Annotated in this window: 11 protein-coding genes; 2 read left to right on the top strand and 9 right to left on the bottom strand. The window is 74.2% G+C overall.

Going from position 1 to position 20,186, the window contains the following annotated elements; translation table 11 throughout:
• Positions 1–2 precede the first annotated feature (2 nt).
• From AB0E24_RS21375 to AB0E24_RS21340, 8 genes are read right to left on the bottom strand one after another with little or no spacing between them, the layout of a single operon-like run.
• Positions 3–4,619, bottom strand: coding sequence for an SDR family NAD(P)-dependent oxidoreductase (locus tag AB0E24_RS21375; protein WP_359378997.1), 4,617 nt, complete (start codon positions 4,617–4,619; stop codon positions 3–5).
• On the bottom strand, positions 4,609–7,932 hold the full coding sequence (locus tag AB0E24_RS21370; protein ID WP_359378994.1) for a non-ribosomal peptide synthetase: 3,324 nt from the start codon (positions 7,930–7,932) through the stop codon (positions 4,609–4,611). Before AB0E24_RS21370 ends, AB0E24_RS21375 begins: the two co-directional genes overlap by 11 nt.
• Positions 7,925–9,661, bottom strand: coding sequence for a hypothetical protein (locus tag AB0E24_RS21365; protein WP_359378992.1), 1,737 nt, complete (start codon positions 9,659–9,661; stop codon positions 7,925–7,927). The genes AB0E24_RS21370 and AB0E24_RS21365 overlap by 8 nt, the downstream gene beginning before the upstream one ends.
• The gene (locus AB0E24_RS21360; protein ID WP_359378989.1) at positions 9,661–10,890 is read right to left on the bottom strand and encodes a 2-oxo acid dehydrogenase subunit E2; all 1,230 of its coding nucleotides are present in this window, start codon (positions 10,888–10,890) and stop codon (positions 9,661–9,663) included. The genes AB0E24_RS21365 and AB0E24_RS21360 overlap by 1 nt, the downstream gene beginning before the upstream one ends.
• Entirely contained in the window at positions 10,887–11,945 is a 1,059-nt protein-coding gene (locus AB0E24_RS21355) for an alpha-ketoacid dehydrogenase subunit beta (RefSeq protein WP_359378986.1), read from the bottom strand. Before AB0E24_RS21355 ends, AB0E24_RS21360 begins: the two co-directional genes overlap by 4 nt.
• The gene (locus tag AB0E24_RS21350; protein ID WP_079256142.1) at positions 11,942–12,892 is read right to left on the bottom strand and encodes a thiamine pyrophosphate-dependent dehydrogenase E1 component subunit alpha; all 951 of its coding nucleotides are present in this window, start codon (positions 12,890–12,892) and stop codon (positions 11,942–11,944) included. The genes AB0E24_RS21355 and AB0E24_RS21350 overlap by 4 nt, the downstream gene beginning before the upstream one ends.
• Positions 12,885–13,199 (bottom strand): acyl carrier protein, encoded by a 315-nt coding sequence (locus AB0E24_RS21345; protein ID WP_359378982.1) that lies wholly within the window; start codon positions 13,197–13,199, stop codon positions 12,885–12,887. The genes AB0E24_RS21350 and AB0E24_RS21345 overlap by 8 nt, the downstream gene beginning before the upstream one ends.
• Positions 13,190–14,362, bottom strand: a complete 1,173-nt coding sequence (locus tag AB0E24_RS21340; RefSeq protein WP_359378979.1) for a hypothetical protein — start codon at positions 14,360–14,362, stop codon at positions 13,190–13,192. Before AB0E24_RS21340 ends, AB0E24_RS21345 begins: the two co-directional genes overlap by 10 nt.
• 293 nt (positions 14,363–14,655) lie before the next feature.
• On the opposite strand from AB0E24_RS21340, the gene AB0E24_RS21335 reads away from it, so the two are divergent.
• Complete coding sequence (locus tag AB0E24_RS21335) at positions 14,656–14,826, top strand: mersacidin/lichenicidin family type 2 lantibiotic (RefSeq protein ID WP_079152910.1); 171 nt, start codon at positions 14,656–14,658, stop codon at positions 14,824–14,826.
• Positions 14,827–14,914: 88 nt separating this feature from the next.
• On the top strand, positions 14,915–18,277 hold the full coding sequence (locus AB0E24_RS21330) for a type 2 lanthipeptide synthetase LanM family protein (RefSeq protein ID WP_359378977.1): 3,363 nt from the start codon (positions 14,915–14,917) through the stop codon (positions 18,275–18,277).
• A gap of 377 nt (positions 18,278–18,654) precedes the next feature.
• Here AB0E24_RS21330 and AB0E24_RS21325 read toward each other — a convergent pair whose 3' ends face one another.
• On the bottom strand, positions 18,655–20,178 hold the full coding sequence (locus tag AB0E24_RS21325; RefSeq protein WP_093706320.1) for an MFS transporter: 1,524 nt from the start codon (positions 20,176–20,178) through the stop codon (positions 18,655–18,657).
• Positions 20,179–20,186 lie beyond the last annotated feature (8 nt).

Raw genomic sequence — 20,186 nt, 5'->3', positions numbered from 1 at the left:
GGTCACTCATGGCTCTCCTCGGGGCCGTCCCCGGCCAGTCCCGCCAGTCCGGCCACCGTCGGCGACCTGAGCAGGTCCTGGGCGGTCACCGTGGTGCCGAAGCGGTCGTTGAAGCGCTGTGCGATGCGCATCGCGGTCAGCGAATGGCCGCCGAGGGCGAAGAAGTTGTCGTCCACGCCGATGCCGCTGACACCGAGGGTCTCCTCCCAGATGCGCAGCACCGCACGCTCCCGCTCGTCCTCGCATCCGTCCCCGGCGGACTCGTCCGCCGGAAGCCCATCGCCGGTGCCACCGCCGTCGGCGGTGTCCGGCGAGGTGCGGCCGGGTGGCTCCGGGGCCGGTGTCCCGGGGCCGGCGAGCAGCTCGTCCGGCGGGCGGAGGGAGATGGCGAGCTGGTGGACCGGGAGATGCGCGAGGGCGTCGGCGAACAGCTCGGCGGCCTGGCCGGGGTCCAGGCCCGGGGCGAGGTCCCGCTTTGTCAGCTCCCGGTGCCGCCGCTCCACCTCCCGCGCCATCCCGGTGCCCTGCCAGCGGTCCCAGTCGAGGGAGAGCGCCGGGATGCCGAGGGTGCGGGAGGCGTGCACCGCGAAGGTGTCGAGAAAGGCGTTGCCCGCGCAGTACGCGGCGAGCCCGACCGAACCCGAGAAGGAGCCGAGCGAGGAGAACAACGCGAGGAACCCGGGCCGTTCACCGGCCGCCTCCAACGCGTCGACCAGCGCATACGTTCCGGCCACCTTGGCGCTCAGCCCCTCCGCCAGGGCCCCGGGGGTCAGGAACTGGAGCATTCCGCCCGCCGGGGCGGCGGCCGCGTGGACGACCCCGTCGAGGGCACCGAAACGGGTTCGGGCCTCCCGGAAGACCTCCGCCATCCGGGCACGGTCGGTGACATCCGCCCGGCGCACCACGATTCGCGGATCGCCGTCGAGGGCGTCGCATTCCTCCGCGCCACGCCCGACGAGGATCAGCCGGGCGGAGTGGCGCTCCGCGAGACGCGTGGCGAGATGACGGCCCGCACCGCCCAGGCCCCCGGTGATCACATATGTGCCCCCGGGCACCAGAGCAGGTGTTTCGCCGCCACGCGCCAGTGGCAGGAAGCGGCGTGTCCAGCGATGTCCGCCCCGGTAGGCGGCCACGGGGTCGGCGCCGCGCTCGGCGGGCTTCTCCGCAGCCAGCGGCCCGGCGAGGGCTCGAAGCCCGGACTCCCCGCTCTCCGCCCACTCGCCGGGGTCGACGTCGGCCACGCGCAGCCGTATGTGCTCCAGCTCCAGGGGCAGCACATGGGCGGCCCCGGCGAGGCATGCCGCCAACGGATCCGGCCGCTCGGCACCGGTGACCCCGTAGGCCGCGCGGGTCACCAGCGTCAGCTCGACCGGCGTGGCGCTCCGCCCCAGCGCATGGGCCAGCGCCAGGAAACCCGCGGGCACCGGCTCCCGCTCCGGTCGGCCGCCGTCGTTCCCCGTCCCGGTCTCGCCACGGCCGGACCACAGATCGAGCACGCGAAGAGGCGTGGCGCCATCGCCCGGCGCACCGGAGCCCTGCTCCTCCCGCGCCGCGTCCAGCAGTTGGGCGCACTGCTCCGGGTCGCCGGGGTCCAGGACGTATTCCTGCCCGTCCCGGCGGAACGCACCGCCCGGATCGCCCGCGCGCGCCACCAGCGGGGCCGTTCCCCGCTCGGTCAGCCACCGCAGCACCCCCTCGCCCAGTGGAGAGCCGTCGGTGAGGACGAGGGCGCGTCCCGGCGGCGGGGCCGGGGGAAGCGGTGTCCGCTGCCAGCTCGCGGCATACAGCGCGGCTCCGGGGCGGCCACTGCCCGGGACGTTTCCGGCGGCGTTTCCGGCGGCCACCGAGGGCGTCGCCCGGTCATGGTCCGGCCGGGTGAACCCGCGCCGGGTGAACGGATAGCGCACGGAAGGTTGTCGCGCCCTGGTCTCCCCGTCGTAGAGCGCGGCGGGGTCGATGTCCACGCCGCTCACCCAGAGGCGGCCCAGGGCGCCCAGCAGTATCTCACTGTCCTCGCTCGGGGCGTCGGGGTGCGGCAGCGTGTGCGCGACGGTGGCCCGCGCGGTCCGCGGATGGGCGCGTACCACGGTGGAGAGCGTGGTGCCGGGCCCCACCTCGACGAACACCGGCCGCTCCGCCGTCAGACCGGCCAGCCCCTCGGCGAAGCGCACCGTGCCCCGCAGATGGTCCACCCAGTAGCCCGGCTCGGCGACCTCCGCGCCCGCCTGCCGGCCGGTGACGTTGGAGATCAGATGCCGGGCGGGCGGCCGGAGCCGGATGCCCGCCAGGAAGGCACGGAAGCCGGGCAGGGCGGGGTCCACGAGTGCCGAGTGCGCCGCGGTGGCGATGGGGACGGGCCGGCAGTCGATACCGTCGGCGGCGAAGTCCGCCCTTGCGGCCTCGATGGCCTCGCCCGGCCCGGAGACCACGCACATCCGCGGCCCGTTGACCACCGAGAGCGACAGCGCCGGGGTGAGCCGACGGCGTACGTCCTCCTCGGAGGCGGTGACGCTGAGCATCGCACCGCCGACGATATCCGCGAGGATCTCGCCCCGCCGTACCACGACCGACAGCGCGTCCTCCTTGTCGAAGACCCCGGCGAAGCAGGCCGCGGCGTACTCCCCGAGGCTGTGCCCCAGGAAGACGGTGGGGCGCACGCCTCGGGCCAGCAGCAGTTCGCCGAGGGCCATTTCGGTGAGGAACAGCGCCGGCAGCCCGACGGCCGGGTCCGCGAGCGGGTCGGGGCCGCCGTCGCGGTGGCCACCGCGTATGGACAGGGCCTCCCGGATCCGTCCGCGCAGCTCCGTGTCGGGCAGCAGGGCCAGCCCCTCGTCCAAGGCGCGGCGGAAGTCCGGCTCGTCCCGGTACAGGCCCCGGCCCATCCCGGCGTAGTGCGCTCCGCCGCCCGGGAAGAGGAACACCGTCGCGTCGGGCCGCTCGCCACCCGCGTCCCCGTACTGCACCGCGGGCGTCACCGCACCGGCCCGGAGCCGGTCGAGGGCCGTCGGGCGGTCGGGCACCGCGGCCGCGAGCCGGTGCCGCATGGGGTGGCGCCGCGCCAGGGTGTGGCAGACGTCCCCGAGGTCGGCCTCCGGCTCGGCCTCGAGGAAACCGGCGCACTCCTCGGAGCTGCGGCGCAGCGCGGTCTCGTCACGGGCCGAGAGGGTGATCAGGTGCCAGGGCCGCTTGGAGGGCATCCGGGGGCGCGCCGGGGCCTCTTCGAGCACCGCGTGCGCGTTGGTGCCGCCGATGCCGAAGGCGCTGACCGCCGCCCGGCGCGGCCACTCCCCGGGTTTCCACTGTTCGCCCTCCCGCGCGAAGCGGAACGGGCCGTCGGCCACGTCGAGTTCCTCGCTGACCCGGGACAGGTTGACGCTCGGTGGCAGATGCCCGTGGTGCAGCATCAGCACGGTCTTGAGGAATCCGGCGATACCCGCTGCCACATCGGTGTGCCCGATGTTGGCCTTGACCGAACCCACGGCACACCGGCCGGTGGACGTGGCGCCCCGGGAGCGGTACGCGCGGGTGAGGGCGGACAGTTCGACGGGGTCTCCCAGCCGGGTGGCGGTGCCGTGCGCCTCGACGTAGCCGATGGTGTCCGGGTGCACATCGGCGTTGGCCAGCGCCTGGGCGACGACGCGCTGCTGACCGGTGAGGCCCGGCGCGGTGTAGCCGACCTTGTCCGCACCGTCGTTGTTGACGGCGCTGCCCTTGAGCACCGCGTAGATCCGGTCGCCGTCGGCCAGGGCGTCCGCCAGCCGCCGCAGCACCACCACACCGGCCCCGTCGGCGGGTACGAACCCGGCCGCGTCGGCGTCGAAGGGGCGGCAGTGGCCGTCCGGCGACATGATGCCGCCCGGCTGGTGGCGGTAGCCCCGAGACCTGAGCGCCGTCCAGGACACGCCCCCGGCCAGGACCATGTCGCATTCGGCGTTGAGCAGGCTCTGGGCGGCCATGTGCACGGCGACGAGCGAAGTGGAGCAGGCGGTCTGCACGTTGATACCCGGCCCGGTGAGGCCCAGCTTGTGGCAGACCCGGGTCGGCAGGAAGTCCTTGTCGTTCGAGGACATCTGCTGGAAGACGTCCATGGGGCTGGTGAGCAGCGCCTCCAGCGGCGCCGGCTGATGGGTGCTCACCGTCTGTCCCGCGAAGACCCCGATGTCGCCGGGGAAGGCGGCCGGGTCGTGTCCGGCGTCCTCCAGTGCGCGCCAGGCACATTCGAGGAAGATCCGCTGCTGCGGGTCGAGCGCAGCGGCCTCGGCGGGCGGGTAGCCGAAGAAGTCGGCGTCGAACGTGTCCCCGTCGGGGACGACGCCCGCCGCGCCCACGAAGTCCGGGTGGCGCAGGATGTCCTCGTCCACCCCCGCGGCCCTCAACTCCGCCTCGCCGAACCGGGATACGGCCTCGACGCCGTCCCGGATCAGCCGCCAGAACTCCTCGGGGTCACGGGCCCCCGGGAAGCGGCAGTCCATGCCGACGACGGCGATGTCGAGCAGCCCGGCCTCCCCGGTGTCCGGCGCTTCCCCGGTGTGAGGCGCTTGCCCGGTGTCCGGTGCGGTGCCGTCCGGTGGCGCGGCCGACGAGCCGGGCCCTCGGCGTTCGGGGTGATCAGCGTGCATCGCGGGTCCTCCCCTTCCTGGCACGCAGTGCGGCGACGGCGGCGTGCCGTTTGTCACGGACGGCGTCTTTGTCACGGGCGGCGTCGGGAGCGGGACCTGGACCGGCGGCCGAGCGCGGCTCCGGCTCCCCGGCGGCGGTCTCCTGGTCCACATGGGAGGCGAGCAGGCGCACATTGTGGGCGCGGAAGAGCTCGGCCATCGGCACCCTGGTCCGCCACCGGCGCTCGATGCGGTCCCGCAGCCTGACCAGATCGGCCGATGTGCCGCCCAGCGCGAAGAAGTCGTCGTCGGCACCGACCTTCTCCACCCCGAGCACCTCGCCCCACATCGCCGCGAGCGCCGTCTGGGTGGGGCCCTCCGGCGCGGTGTGGTCGCGCCCCCGCCCGGACAGGTCCCCGTCCGGTGCGGGCAGGGCGGCGTAGTCGGTCTTCCCGTGCGAGGTGACCGGCAGCCGGTCCATCACCACGAAGGCGGATGGCACCAGATAGCCCGGCAGCAGTGTCCGCAGATGCCCCGCCAGCCCCGAGGCGGTCGGCGGCGTGGGGCCGGTGGCCGCCACGTATGCCACCAGCCGGCGCTCCCGCGGGTCCTCGCCCCGTACGGTCACGGCCGCGTTGCCCACAGCGGGGTGGCTTCGCAGCGCCTCCTCCAGCTCGCCCGGCTCGACCCGGACGCCCCGGACCTTCATCTGGCGGTCCACCCGTCCGAGGAACTCCAGTTGCCCGTCGGAGCGCCAGCGCACCAGATCCCCGGTGCGGTACAGCCGCTCACCCCGCCCCGTGGCGAACGGATGCGGTACGAACCGCTCGGCCGTCAGCCCCGGCCGGCCGAGATAGCCCCGGGCCAACGGGGCGCCGCCGACGTGGAGTTCGCCGGGTACGCCCACCGGGACCACGTTCATCGCCGGGTCCAGGACATACGCCTCGGTGCCGCCGATCGGGCCGCCGATGGCGGGCCGTCCGCCGTCGGGCGCACAGCGGGTGGCGGTCGCGGCGACGGTGGTCTCCGTGGGGCCGTAGGCGTTGACCAGCCGGCAGCGTCCCGCCCAGCGGTCCGCGAGCGTCTCGGGCAGTTCCTCACCGGCCGCCACGAGCACCTCGAGCCCGGGGCCGTCCTCCGGGGGGACGGAGGACAACACCGAAGGGGGCGCGGTGAGATGGGTCGCCCGGCTCTCGCGCACCTCCGCCGTCAGGGCGCCGCCGGACAGCGGCCCGGTGTCGCGGGGCAGACAGAGCGTGCCACCGTTCAGCAGCGCCATGACCATTTCCCACACCGAGGCGTCGAACGTGACCCGGGCGAACTGGAGCACACGGGCCGCGCCCAGGTCACCGAGCAGCCGTCGCTGCGCGGCGGCCAGATTGACCACCCCGCGGTGCTCGATCAGGGTCCCCTTCGGAGCGCCGGTGGAGCCGGAGGTGTAGATGACGTACGCCAGGCTCCGTGGCGACGCACACGGTGCCGGTACGGCCGTCGGCTCCGGCGCGGTGTCGTGGGGACCGGTGTGACCGGCGCTCCACCGGTCCAGGCGCAACACGGGCAGCGTCCGCGGGACACGATCCGGCGGCTGCTCCCGGTCGGTGATCAGCAGAGCGGGCCGGGCGTCGTCGAGGACATACCGGATGCGCTCTGCCGGGTGGTCGGGGTCCAGCGGCAGATAGGCGCCGCCCGCCTTCCACACCGCCAGCACCGCGGTGATGAAGTCAGGTGTGCGGTCCGCCACCAGGCCCACCAGGCGCTCCGCCGCCACGCCGCGTCCGCGCAGCACCGCCGCCAGCCGGTCCGAGCGGCGGTCCAGCTCCCGATAGGTGAGCCGCAGTCCGCCCTGCTCCACCGCGATGGCGGACGGGGTGGCGGTGGCCTGCCTGGCGAACGCCTCCTCGGCGCGCCCCGGCCCGCCACCCGGCAGCGCGGGGCCCCGCCCGTACCGGCCCACCAGCCGTCGGTGTTCGGCGGGGCGCAGCAGCGGCAGCCGGCTCAAGCGCAGCCCGGGATGGTCGAGGGCGGCGGTGAGCAGCACCTCGTACCGGTCGATGAGCCGGTCGACGGTGTCGGCGTCGTACAGCCGGGTGGCGTACTCGGCACGTACGGACAGCACATCGCCCTCGTCGGCCACCACCCACGACAGATCGAACTTCGCGCACCCGTTGTGCACCGGTACCGCCCCCACGGCGCAGCCGGGCAACACCAGCCCGGGGTGCGGCGGTTCGGTGCCGAACGTCGTCCGCACCAGCGGCGGCAGCGCCGGGTCCCGCTCCCGCGCCACCTCACCCACCAGCCGGTCGAAGGGCACCTGATGCTCGACGGCCGCCAGCACCGACTCCCTCACGCGCCCGGTCAGTTCGGCGAACGTGGGGTCGCCGGACAGGTCCACCCGGTGGACCAGGGTGTTGACGAAACAGCCGACCACCTCCTCGTCCTCCGCCCGCTCCCGGCCCGCCCACGGGGAGCCCACGAGCAGATCGGTGTCGCCGCCGGCGCGGCGCACCAGCGCGCAGTAGGCGGCGAGGAGCGTGATGTACGGGGTCACCCCCTGGTCGAGGGAGACCGACCGCACCGCGGCCGCCAGACCGTCGTTGAGGCGGCGGCCGCGGACGCCGCCCGTGAGGTCCTGTACGGCGGGCCGCATCCGGTCGGTCCGCGGGCCCGACCCAGCCGGCGGATCCGCCAGCCGGGTGCGCCAGTGGACCAGCGCCGCCTCGACCCCGCGCCGCCACTCGGCCGTGGCCTGCCGGGCGCTGTGGACCCGGTACGGGACGGCGGGGGAGCGGGCCGGGGCCTCCGGCCCGGCGGCGTACGCCGCGTATCCGGCGGACAGTTCGTCAAGCAGCAGACGCAGGGACCAGCCGTCGACCACCGCGTGGTGGAAGACCAGCGAGAGCACATGGTCCTCCCGGGCGAGCCGCAGCAGCCGCGCCCGCATCCCCGGGCCGTGGCGCATGTCCAGGGGCCGCAGTGCCTCGCTCTCGACGACGGCTCGCCAGGGGGTGGGGGCCGGGTCCTCGGGCGACAGCTCAGGGCGGCAGGCGGGGTCCTGGCCGTCCAGGATGTGCTGGTAGAGGGTGCCGTCGTCCCAGTGGAACGTGGTGCGCAGCGCCTCGTGCCGAGCCATCAGCCAGGCGACCGCGCGCCGCAGCGCGGCGGTGTGCAACGGGCCGCGGATCCGGAAGACCACCGGCACGGTGTAGGCCGCGGTGTCCGGGTGGACCTCCTCCACCAGCATCAGGGCCTTCTGCTCGACGGAGGCTCGGTGGCGGGAGTGGTCGCGGGGCGCGGGCCCGGCTGCCGTCCCGGTGTGTACGGCGCTGTCAGTCATCGGTTCCTCCTCCGTCCTCGTGGTGGCCACCCGCCGTGGCGGCGGTGTGCTCCACCGATGTCACGCACACATCGCGTCCCTTGTGCGCCCGGTGGTGGCGCGCGGCGGCGCGGAGGAAGCCGACGGCGGGATGGTTCCGGCCGGTGTCCCGGTAGTGGAAGGCGAGTTCGGTGGCGCCACGCTCGGCCGCCCGCTCCACCAGCGAGCGCAGCAGCAGGTCCTCCACGCCCTTGCCCATCACCACGCAGGAGAGCGAGAAGAGCTCCACATGCCACACCGCCCCCGCGGCGCGTACACCGATCACCGCCGACGTGCCGTAGTCGCCGTATCGATCGCGGACGTGCGCGGACAGCAGCAGCCGTCCGCCGTCGCCCACAGAGGCGAAATGCTCGGGGGAGTGGGACAGGGCCAGGGTGAAGTCGTGGGCGCGGGCGGCCACGTCCGCCTCGGCCGACAGATCCGGCCCGGTGGGCTCGGCCAGTTCCGCCAAGACGCCGAGGCCGCGCAGGAAGGCGGCGTAGTCGTCGCCCGGTGTGGCGTCGGCGCCGTCGGACCGCGTGGCGGTGTCGTTCCCCTCGGCGGCGGGGGGTGTGCCGCCGGGGTACGCGGTGACCGGTGGCACGGTGTCGAACGCGCCCGCGTCCAGCAGCCCGAGCCTGACCTGGTCGGCGGAGCCGTCGCAGACCACGAGCCGGTGCGGCGCCGCCGCCGCGGTGTCCGTCTCAGTGGCCGGGGGCCCGGTCAGCACGGCGATGGTGGACGTCGTCACGCCCCGCGCCCCGGCGAAGCGGGCGAGATCCTCCACCGCCGTACGGCCCTCGGCGATCCACTCGGCGGGCAGCCGGGCCAGCGCGGGCGCCAGCGTGGCGAGCGCGCGGTGCGCCTCGGCCACCGGGTGGCCGGTCCGGTAGGCGAGCCGGCGCCCCGCGGGCAGTTCGTCGAGCGCCGAGGCCAACTCGGCGGCGGAGTCCCCGGCGAACGGCGCGGCCGGGTCCAGCACGAGCCCGTCGAGATCGGCCAGGACCCCGTGGCACCCCTGCCCGTTCCGAGCCAGCAGGACCCTGGCCAGCTCGCCGCCGAACCGGAAGAAGACGTCCTCGGTGAACGGCACCCGGGCGAGCCGGAAGAGCGCCGGATGGCGGGCGTGCCGCACACCGACCGCGCGGACCGTGTCCTCCAGGTCCACCACGCAGGCGTCGGGATCCACGGCCAGCCGTCCCCGTACCGCTTCCCGGGAGGCCACGGCGCGGGCCATGGCACCCCGCGGATCGCCGCAGTCGCCCACGCCCCGGGAGGGCTCGTACGGCAGCGGGGGCAGGGCCCACACCAGCAGTGCGCCCCAACGGCGGGCCGCGTCCAGGGCGGTGGCCGCAAGCGGTTCCAGCGTGCGCGGGTCGCCCGCGTCGGCCTCGCGTTTGCCACTGGCGACGGCGGGGCGGTCCTCCGGCCGGGCGCACACCACGAGCGCGTCGGGACGGAACCGCGCGGTGGCGCTGTCGTCACGCAGACACTCCTGCGCGATCTGGTTGAACGGTGCCATGAACAACTCCGGGTGCGTCCCCGCGTCATGAAGCGGAGTCCCCAGATGCGGCACCAGCGGATCGGCGGTGAAGGAGGCCAGCACCGCGACGCGCGGACCGGGGGCGACGGGGCCGTCGGAGCAGGCGGGGGCGGTGCGGCGCTGCCAGGCGCGCACATTGTGGCCCGCGTCGGCGGGAAGGACCGGCATCACGGCGCCTCCGACGGCTCGGGGGCGGGAGCGGCCGGGAGGGCCGGGCTCTCCAGGAACTCCTTGAGCGCGCGGAGGAAGGCCATGGCGGTACGGCCGTTCAGCACACGGTGGTCGTAGGCGAGCCCCAGGTTCACCACGCGCCGTCGGCGGGGCGCGCCGTCCGCGTCCAGTACGACCTCGTCGAGCACACCGGGAAGCGCCACGCTGCACGTGTGGCCGGGGAAGACGATGGGCCGGGCGAGGACGACATCGTCCTCGGTGTGCAACGAGAGGGCCACCGCGCTGTCCGCGAGGTGTTCGGCACGGAAACCGCCCCGCAGGGAGCGCAGCCGGAACTCCATGAGCCGGTGGGCGATGTCGGCGGGCGTCAGGGTCTCCGCGTCCCGGACGGTGGCCACGAACAGGCCGTTCCCGGTGTCGATGGTGACGCCCACGTGGGCGGCGGGGCGCACGCGCACCGCGTCCTCGCCGACGAGCGTCGCGAAGCAGTGCGGAAAGCGCGTACGCACCGCCGCGATGGCGGCCACCAGCAGTTCGGGCAGTCCGATGAGCGCCCGCTCGGAGCGGCTCAGCCGGGCGGCGTGCTCCAGCGCGGCGTCAACGCCCACACGGACCGCCACGAAGGCCGTGGGGACGGTACGGTGCGACTCGCTCACGGTGGCGGCGACGGCGCGCTGCACGGCGGAGAGGGGCTCCGTCGGGCCGTCCACCGCCTCGTCCGTACCGGCCCCCGGCGGCGCCATGCCGTTCCCCTGAGGGCCGGGGGCGTCCGTTTCCCCGGGGCGGTGGGCCCGCCCTGCCGCCTTCGCCAGCAGATCCTCCACATGGGAGCGCCGTACGACCTTCCGGCCCAGGGCGTACAGACGCTCGAGCGGGATGCCGCGCTCCTCGGCCAGTTCACGTGCCCCGCGGGTCACGGAGCACGGCGGCGCGGACGGCCCCGCCGGGGCGTTCGGCGGCGCCACCGGCGTGGCGCCCCGCTCATAGGCGGTCCGGTCCGGGTGGAGGACGGCCACCGGGTCGCCGACGGCGCACTCGGTGTGGGCCTCCGCTTTCCGCTCCAGCACGCCGTCCCCGGGGCTGTTGAGCTCGACGACGGCCTTGGAGGTCTCCAGCAGCGCGATCTCCTGGCCGTCGGTGACGGTTTCACCGTCCTCGACCACCCACTCCAGGAGCAGATAGGCGGCGTCGTTGCTGTTGAACTTCGGTACCCGCACCGCGGTCACCGCACTGCCCTCCTGACGGCGTCGCGGATGGTGTCCTGCTGCACAAGGACCTGCCTCTCCAGATGTGGCGCCGCGGGGATGACGCTGTCGCGGGAGGAGACCAGCCCCACCGGACGGCGCAGCCGGCCCCACAGCTCGTCGTGGAGACGGGCGGCGACCTCGCTGCCCCAGGTGCCGCCCGCGGCCCCTTCCTCCACGACGGCGATGTGCGCGCCGTCGGTGAACGCCGCCACGGGCGGTCCGGTGTCGAACGGGTGGAGCCGGGACGGCACCAGCAGCCGACAGCAGATCTCGTCCTCCAGCAGCAGCTCCCGCATGGCGCCCAGGGCGCGGTGCACCATGCCGCCCGCCGCGATGAGCAGACAGTCGCCGCCCTCCTCACCGGCCACGCCGACCTCGGCCCACCGGCCGGCCCCGCCCAGGTAACGGACCTCGAAGAGGTCGTCCACCGCACGGCCGGTCACCATCCGGCGGGCGTAGAGGGTCTTGTCCTCGAAGAACACACACGGCTCGCCGAGCGAGAGCATGTGTGTGAGCACGGTGTGGTTGTCGTGCAGCGGCGACATCTCGAAGAGGGAGAGGCCGGGCACCCCGATGAAGTGCTTCTGCGGGCTCTGGCTGTGCGTCGGGCCGTAGCCCCGGTTTCCGCCGACGGGGCAGCGCACCACCAGGCGCATCGGCACCCGGTGGCCGTACATGGACACCGACTTGGCGGCGAAGTTGACCAGCGGGTCGAAGCAGAGGGTCGCGAAGTCGCCGAACATGATCTCCGCGATGGCGCTCTCCCCGCACAGCGCCAGCCCGCCGGCCATCCCCACGATCGCGCCCTCGCTCAATGGGGTGGCGAGCACACGCTCCGGATGCTCCCCGGTCAGCCCCTTGGTGACCTTGAAGGCGCCCCCATAGGGATCGGCGATGTCCTCGCCGAGGAGATACAGATGCGGATCGTCGTCGAACAGGGCGCGCAGGGCGCCGTTGAGATCCTCCGCGACGCGGGGCGCGGCGTTCGTCGTCGTGGCTGTCGTGGCTGTCGTGGCGGTCGTCGTGGCGGTCATGCGGTCCCTCCCGTCGGTGCTCCGGTCCACCGCGCGGGCGGCCGTGCCATGACCTCGCGCACCAACTCGGCCACCAGTGCGCGCTGTTCGCCGTCCAGGCGGCGGAACTGCTCGGGTGCTACGGCCGGGTAGAGCCGGTACCAGTCGTGCCGCCGGGCCTCCTCGACCACTTCGGGCGGACGGGTGTCGTCGCCCTTGCTGTGCGGGCCGAGCCGGTGAGTGGCGAACTCGACGATCAGCGGGCCCTCGCCCGCGCGGACCCGGGCCACCGGCTCCGCCAGCCGCCGCCGCGCGGCGTTGATGTCGATGCCGTCGATGTGCTCGTACGGGATGCCGAAGGCGGCGGCACGGCCCGCCACGCCGCCCGCCATCTGCGCCCCCGTCGGCGTGGACTGGGCGATGCCGTTGTTCTCCACGACGACGAGCAGCGGAAGGCGCCACAGGGCCGCCATGTTCAGGGCCTCGTACACCGCGCCCTCGCCCCATGTGCCGTCCCCGATGTACCCGACCACGAGTTCGGACCGGCCGCGCCGCCTGGTGTGCAGGGCCATGCCACAGCCCACCGGAAGGCTCTCGCCCTGCACTCCGGTGGACAGGAAGCGGTCCCGGTGGATGTGCTGGCTGCCGCCCACGCCGTCACAGACGGCCCCCTCACGGCCCAGGATCTCGGCCAGGAGACCCGCCGGATCGTCGTACCGGGCCAGATAGTGGCCGTGGCCGCGGTGGTTGCTGAGCACGTGGTCGTCCCGCAGAAGCGGGCGCAGTGCCACGGGTACGTACTCCTGCCCCAGGCAGGTGTGCACGGTTCCGTGCAGCTCACCGGCGGCGAACAGGTCGAGCAGCGCGGTCTCGAAGTGGCGGATCAGCAGCAGGGTCCGCAGGTCCTCGTCGCTCACCGCCGAGAGCCGCTCAGATGGAACGGCCGTGCGCAACATGGTGTCAGACATTTCCGTTCTCCGCTCTCGCGGCGGGCTCCGCACCCGATTCCCCGCCGGATCGCCCGCCCGTTTCCCCATCCCTGGCCACACCCGTGTCCGCGCCCTTTTCCCGCAGTGCCGAGCGAATGTCGCCGACGGAGGTGAGCCGGGTCATTTCCGCATAGTCGAAGGACACTCCGTACTGCTTCTCCAGACGCATGATGAGATGCACATGCCGTACGCTGTCCCAGTTCTCCAGCTCGCCGGGGCGCGCGGAATCCACGACCCGCTCGGGCGCGATTCCCAGCACATCGGCGACGATCGCGGTCAATTCCACTCGGGGACCCTTTCCTCGTCCTCGCCGGGCACGGCGCCCGCGGAATCAGCGGGAGCGGCCCATACGACGGTCATATCGGTCAGCTCCGCCGTCATCGCGCATACGGAATCCTCGGCGTGGCCGAAGAGATTGGTGAGCGGTGAGGGAACGCGCTCCCTCGGGGGCACGGTGATGAGCAGCGGTCTGCCGCTGTGCCGCCGGAACTCGCGGACGGCCAGGACCAGATCGGCCAGCAGGGCGTCCAGCGCGCGTGCGGCGCGTCCCCATCCCGGGCCGTCGGCGGCGTCCGCGGGCAGCCATGGGCGCCAGGCGAGCGGCACGATCCCCGTACCGCCGTTCTCCGCCCGCAGATCCCCCGCCGCGTCGACCAGCCTGCGGAAGGTGCGGTCGGGCGGCGGTGCGGGCCGGGCCGTCTCCTTCCACTCCGTCCCCGTCCACCCTGCCCCGGGCCCATCGGCCGCGCTCGGCGGGGGCGCGGGCCGGTTCCCCGCCGTCGGCCGCCCGGCGCCCCGGTCGGCCGGCGGTCCGGCCATTTGCTCGGCCAGCAGGCCGGCCACCCGGTCGGCCAGCAGGCCGAAGAACGCCTCGGTGTAGGGCAGATGCGCCAGCCGGTCCAGATACGGGTCATGGACCTCGCCGTCGCCCGGATGCCCGGCCCAGCCCTCGGCCCACGCCACGGTGACCGCGGGCAGCCGCGCGATGCGCCGGGCCAGCTCCTCCTCGGCCAGAGCGGTCTCCGGATCCCCGCCCGCGGCCCGGCCGTCCGCCGGTGAGGGGCAGACGACCAGCAGGACCCGGGAGGCGTGACGGGTACAGAAGGACTCCAGCCGCTCGGCGAACTCCCGTACCACCGACGGTGGGGAGAGATCCCCACGCGCGGCCTCGCCGGCGTGCCGGAACCAGTCCTCCCAGCGGACCAGGAGGACCACTGTGCGGGCCGAAGGCGCGGTCAGCAGAAACGGCGTCAATTGCCCGTACGGAGCGCAGGTCACACGGTCCCGGAACGTCTCGAAAAAGGGGTGCTCCACCAGCCTTTCCCGGAAGAGGTCCAGGGTGAAGGAGCCCGCTACCGCGACACCGCCGGATTCCGGACCTTTCGGGGAGCCATCTCCGGCGTCATCACCGTCGTCGTCATCGAGTGGGGAACGCAACGGTCCGTCCATGCACAGCAACCTCCTGGGTCCTGACGGAAGAGGAAGGGGCGGGATAGGTGAATGGAAAACGTTGTGCGATATCGCGGGAGCGCTCATCCGGGAATGCACGCTACCGGTCGCTTCCATGAATGCGCTGTGGAACAACTACCGCCTCTCTATCGACTGGTCACCTGCGAGAAGTGGTGAGCGCGGAGAGCGGAGGTAGGGATTCCGTACCGGTGCGGGTTAATGTCCCGATGCTCTGCGGAGACCGGCCGTGAACCGGATGCCGCGCCGTATCACCGATAGGGAAAGGGACTTCGATGAACACCACAGTGACCGCCTGGAAGAACGCCATGTACCGCGAGGGCCTCGCGGTGGAGCCGGCTCACCCGGCCGGTGCGGTGGACCTCAGCGCCGACCTCCCCGACGAGACCGGCACCGGGGCCGCCGAGACCCTCTCCACGCAGCCGTTCTTCGACTGCTGCGGCTGACCCTCCGCAACACACGCGAAATCCAGTGGTGGCCGCCTCTCGGGCGGCCACCACGCGTATAGCGGCCCGCGCCAGGAAAGGACTCACCATGCCGTCCAGCCGTCCCTCCGGCGGCCACACCGCATCCCTCGCCCCCGACTTCTGGGCCCCCGCCCGCTATCTGCGGGAGCGCATCACGCCCTCCTCCGCGCCGCGGGACCCCGCTGACCCGATCCCGGCGGCGGACCGGCTTGCCGGGTGGCGGGCGCTTGCGCCCTTCCGGGGCCCGGAGGAGCGCTTCACCGACGGGCTGCGCGCGGTCGGGGTGACGGCGCCCGAACTGCGTCGGCTGCTCGGCGAGGACCCCGCGGCGCTCGTCGCCCGGCTGCCCGGCCGCCCGGTGTGGGCGGGCCGGGTGCGCTCCGCGGACCGAGTGTCCGACCGCCCCTGCGGTGAGGAGCCGCTGCCCGGTCTGCTGCGGATCGCCGAACCCCTCGTCCGGCAGGCCCAGGACCGGCTGCGCGTCGCCCTGCGCCGCCTCGGCCCCTTCCCCACGGACCTGGACGGGCTGTGTGCGGCCCTGACGGCAAGCGTGCCCGTCAACCGGCTGGCGGTGCTGCTGAAACCCACCATGATCCTGGAGATCAATGTGGCGCGCGTCGAGGGCCGGCTCGCGTCCGCGGCGAGTGGCGAGGAGCGCTACGCCCTCTTCGTGGACTCCCTCACCAGGCCCGAGGTGCGGCACCGCCTGTGGTCGGAGTACCCGGTGCTGGCCCGGAGCGTGGCCGAACTGCTCGACGGCTGGGTGGCGGATCGCCTCCGCTTCGCCCGCCATCTGCGCGATGACCTCGCCCCGCTGTGCGAGGCGCTGCTGTCCGGCGCCCGTCCCGGCGGGGTGGTGTCCGTCCGCTTCGGCCACGGCGATGTCCACCGCCGGGGCAGGTCGGTGTGCCGGGTCGAATTCCGCGCCGCGCCACCGGTGTTCTACAAACCGCGCTCGCTCGCCGTGGACGAGCAGTTCGCCCGGCTGCTGCGCCGCTTCAACCAGGACAGCCCGTACGGACTGCGTACCCCGCGCACCCTGACCCGCGCCGACCACGGCTGGGCGGAATGCGTGACCGCCCGCCCCTGCGCGACACCGCGGGACATGGCCGGCTTCTACTGGCGCACCGGAGCGCTGCTGGCCCTGGTGCACGCGTTGCACGGCGCCGACTTCCACCACGAGAACGTCATCGCCTCCGGAGAACACCCGGTGCTCGTCGACCTCGAAGCGCTGCTGCACCCCCGCCCGCCTGCGAAGGCGCCCCGCCACGACCCCAGCGGTCCCAACGGCTCCGGCGACACCGCCGAGGCCGAGCCCGAGGAGCCCGCCCTCGCCGCGCTGCGCGCATCGGTGCGCGCCACCGCGCTGCTGCCCACCAAGGTGGTGCTGGACGGGGCCGTGGCGGGCGCGTCCGCCGCCGACTACAGCGGACTCAACGGATCCGGCGACCAGCCGTCCGTCGTCCCGGTGCCCGTCGAGAAGAACGCGGGCACCGATCAGGTGCATATCGTGTGGGAACACGTGCGCACGCCCGGCGCGGAGAACCGCCCGCGGCTCCCGGACGGCAGCCACGCCCGCCTCGACGACCACGTATCCGATGTGCTGGCGGGATTCCGCTTCGGCTACGACTGGATCGCCGCCGAACGGGCCGAACTCCTCGCTCCCGGCGGACTGGTGGCGGGCTTCGCCGGCACACCGGTGCGCTTCCTGCCCCGGCCCAGCTATGTCTACGCCAAGGTGCTCACCGAGAGCACGCACCCCGACTTCCTGCGGGACGCGCTGGAACGGGAGCGCGGCACGGCCCGGCTGTGCGGCGGCCGGTACGCGGGCCCCGCCGGCGAGGTGGTGGCACGGGCCGAGATGGACGCGGTGCTGCGCGGGGACATCCCGCTGTTCGAGGCGTTGCCGGGGGCGCGGAAGCTCCTGCTCGACGACGGGCGGTCGGTGCCCGGCTTCTTCGCCGAACCGGCCCTCGTGGCCGTGCGGCGGCGCATCGAGGCCATGGGACCGGAGGACCGGGAACTCCAGGAGCGGATCGTCGCCGGGTCGTTCGCCGGTGGGGTGGACATCAGCCTGCTGGAGGCGCCACCCGCCACCCGCCGTCGGCCGCGCACCCGCACCGCCGACCCCGGTGAACTCGTCGCGGCCGCCACCGAGATCGGGGACCGGGTGCGGCGCCTGGCCACGGCCGGACGGGGGCGGATCGGGTGGATCGCACCGCGGCCGGTGGCATATGGCGTGTGGGACCTCGCCCCGCTCGACCAGGACCTCTACTCCGGGCTCTCCGGCATCGGCCTCTTCCTCGCACGGCTGGGCAGCGTCGGTGGCCACCCACGCTTCGCCTCGCTGGCGCTGGACGTCGCCGACGAGGTGGTCCGCCGGCTCGGGGCCCGCGACGCGGGCGGCGGGGGCGCGGCCGGCCGTGGCGCGGGCGGTGCCGAATCGGAGGCCGACATCGGGGCGTTCGGCGGCTTGCTCGGGCCGTTGTACTTCCTGGCGCACCTGGACCGGCTGCACGGCGGCACATCACATCTGGCCGCGGTGCGCGAGCCGGTGCTCTCCGCTGTCGAGCGGGCCCTGGGCGGCACCAAGGCGTACGACATCGTGGCGGGGTCCGCGGGCTGCGCCCTCGTCCTGCTCGCCCTGGTCGACGCCGGACTGGACACCGACGGACGGGCGGCGGCCCTCGCCCGCCGGGCCGCCCGGCACCTGGTGGCCGGAGCCGTCCCCGGTGCCGGCGGGCGGGGGCTGACCTGGGAGCACCACCGGATCGACAGCGCCCGGCCGCTCACCGGATTCGCCCATGGCACGGCGGGCATCGTGACCGCGCTCGCCCGGCTTGCCCCGCTCGCACCCGATGAGGGTCGCGCCCGGGCGGTGCACGGCGGGCTGGTGTACGAGACGGAGGTGTTCGACGCCGAGGCGGGCAACTGGCCCGACTTCCGCACCGAGGCGCCCTCGCCCTACCGGTCGCTGTGGTGTCACGGGGCCGCGGGAATCGGGATGTCCCGGCTCGACCTGATCGGCAGGCCCGGCATGGCAGGCCGGGAGGCGGAACTGGCCGCCGACGCCCTGGTGGCGCTGCGGCCCGAGGGCCACGGCGCGGACTCGCACACCGGTGGCGGAGCGCATCGGCTCACCGGCCGCGGCAGCGACAGCATGTGCCACGGCGACCTCGGCAACCTCGAACTCGTCCTGTTGGCCGAGCGATCCGGCCGGGCCGAGCCCGGCCGGCTGATGCGCACGCTCGGGGCGAAGCTGGACACCGCGGCGGAGAGAGGCTGGGTGTGCGGCTCACCGACCAGGAGCGAGACGCCCGGGCTGATGACCGGCCTGTCGGGCGTGGGGCACCAGATGCTGCGCTTCGCCTGCCCGGACCAGGTGCCATCGGTCCTGCTGCTGCACCCGCCGCTACCGGGACGCCACTGAGCCTCCCGGCCGTGCGGAGATGGCGCGCGAGCCATGCGCGGAGGTGTGGCATGAGCCCCGTGCTCGGGTACGGCACGAACTCCGCGCCGAGGTGCGGCGCACGGCCCGTGCCGAGGGGCGCGAGCCATGCGCGTAGGTGGGGCGCGAGGCCCGTGCCGAGGTGTGGCGCCGGCCGTGTGAGCCGGTACGACGTGAGCCCCATCGTGTGGTCAGGTACGGCGTGAGCCCCATGCGGACGTGTGGCGTGAGCCGTGCGCGCAAGCGCGGCGCGATCCCCATGCTGAGGCGCGGCGCGAGCTCCGCGCCAAGGTACGGCACGAGGCCCGCGCAAAGGGACGGCGCCCGGACACGACCCGGCCGGGCGCCGCACCCCCCGCTCACCCCGGCTGCCCCGCCTCCTCGGACTCCGGGTCGGGTGCCGTCGCCCGGGTGGCGCGGCCCGGCAGTGCGAACAGCGCCACGGCCGCGCCGACCAGGGCGGCCGCCACCCCGACGCTCATCGTGACGGACTGGGCGTCGGTGAAGGCCGAGCGGGCCGCGTCGGCCAGCGCCCCGCCGTCCGCGTGGTCCCGGGCGTGGGACAGGGTGGCCCCGAGCGAGGACATCGCGTCGTCGGGCAGACCGTCCGGCAGCTTGCCCCGGTAGACGGTGGCGAGCAGGCTGCCCAGCCCGGCCACGCCCAGGGCGATGCCGAGTTGCTGGTGGGTGTCGTTGAGCGCGGAGCCCATTCCGGCTCGCTCGGGCGGCACCGCCCCCAGCACCGTGCTGGTGGCCGAGGGCCCCGCGATACCGGATCCGACACCGGCCAGCGCCAGCCCGATGGACACCGCCACATAGCCGCTGCCCTCGGAGAGCGAGGCCAGCACCACGAATCCGGCCGCGGTGACGGTGAACCCGGCGACGATGCAGGCCCGTGGCCCGAACCTGGCCGGTGCCCGGCCGCCCACGGTCGAGCCCGCCACGACCCCCGCCGCGAGTGGCACCGCCGCCAGCCCGGTCTCGAACGCGCTGTAGCCCAGCACCAGTTGCAGATACTGGCTCAGCACGAAGAGGGTGCTGCCGGTGGCGATCGTCATCACCGCCACCGCGAAGCTGGCCCCGGAGAACCGCCGGTCCCGGTAGAGCCGCAGATCGACCATCGGCGCCGCGGAGCGCCGCTGCCGCACGCCGAAGCCGATCAGCGCCATCAGGGCCACCGCCGCCCCGCCCAGCACCGCGGGCGCGGTGTACCCGTACGCCGGTGCCTCGATCAGGGCCCACACCAGGCCGGTCATGCCCGCGGTGACCAGAACGGTGCCGAACGGATCCAGCCCGCGGCGATCGGGCGCCCGCGTCTCGGGCACCAGCCGTACGACCCCGAACAGGGCCACCGCCACCACGGGGATGTTGATCAGGAAGACCCCCGCCCAGCTCCACATGTCCACCAGGGCGCCACCGAGCAGCGGCCCCGCCGCCATACCGACGGAGGCGACGGCGCTCCACACCGCGAAGGCCCGCGGGCGCTCCCGCTCGGGGAAGACCACGACGAGCACCGCGAGCGTCGCGGGCATCACCAGCGCCGCGCCCACCCCCATGAGCGCCCGCATGGCGATCAGCCACCACACCGACGGTGCCGCCGCGGCGAGCGCCGACGCCGCCCCGAAGACCAGCAGTCCCGCCACGAGGGCGCGCCGCCTCCCGTACCGGTCGGAGAGCACCCCCGCGGTGATGAGGAGTCCGGCGAAGACCACGACATAGGCGTCGATCACCGCCTGGAGCTGATCCGTCGAGGCGTCGAAGGCATCGCCGATGGCGGGCACCGCGACATGCAGGACGGTGTTGTCGATGACGATCACGAGCAGGGCGGCGCACAGCGCCACCAGGATCGCCCACCGGCGCGGATGGCCTTCTTCGTCGCTCATGGTTCTCC

The sequence above is a fragment of the Streptomyces malaysiensis subsp. malaysiensis genome, assembly GCF_040653035.1.
GTDB lineage: Bacteria > Actinomycetota > Actinomycetes > Streptomycetales > Streptomycetaceae > Streptomyces > Streptomyces malaysiensis.
This window is presented reverse-complemented; position numbering and strand designations above follow the sequence as displayed.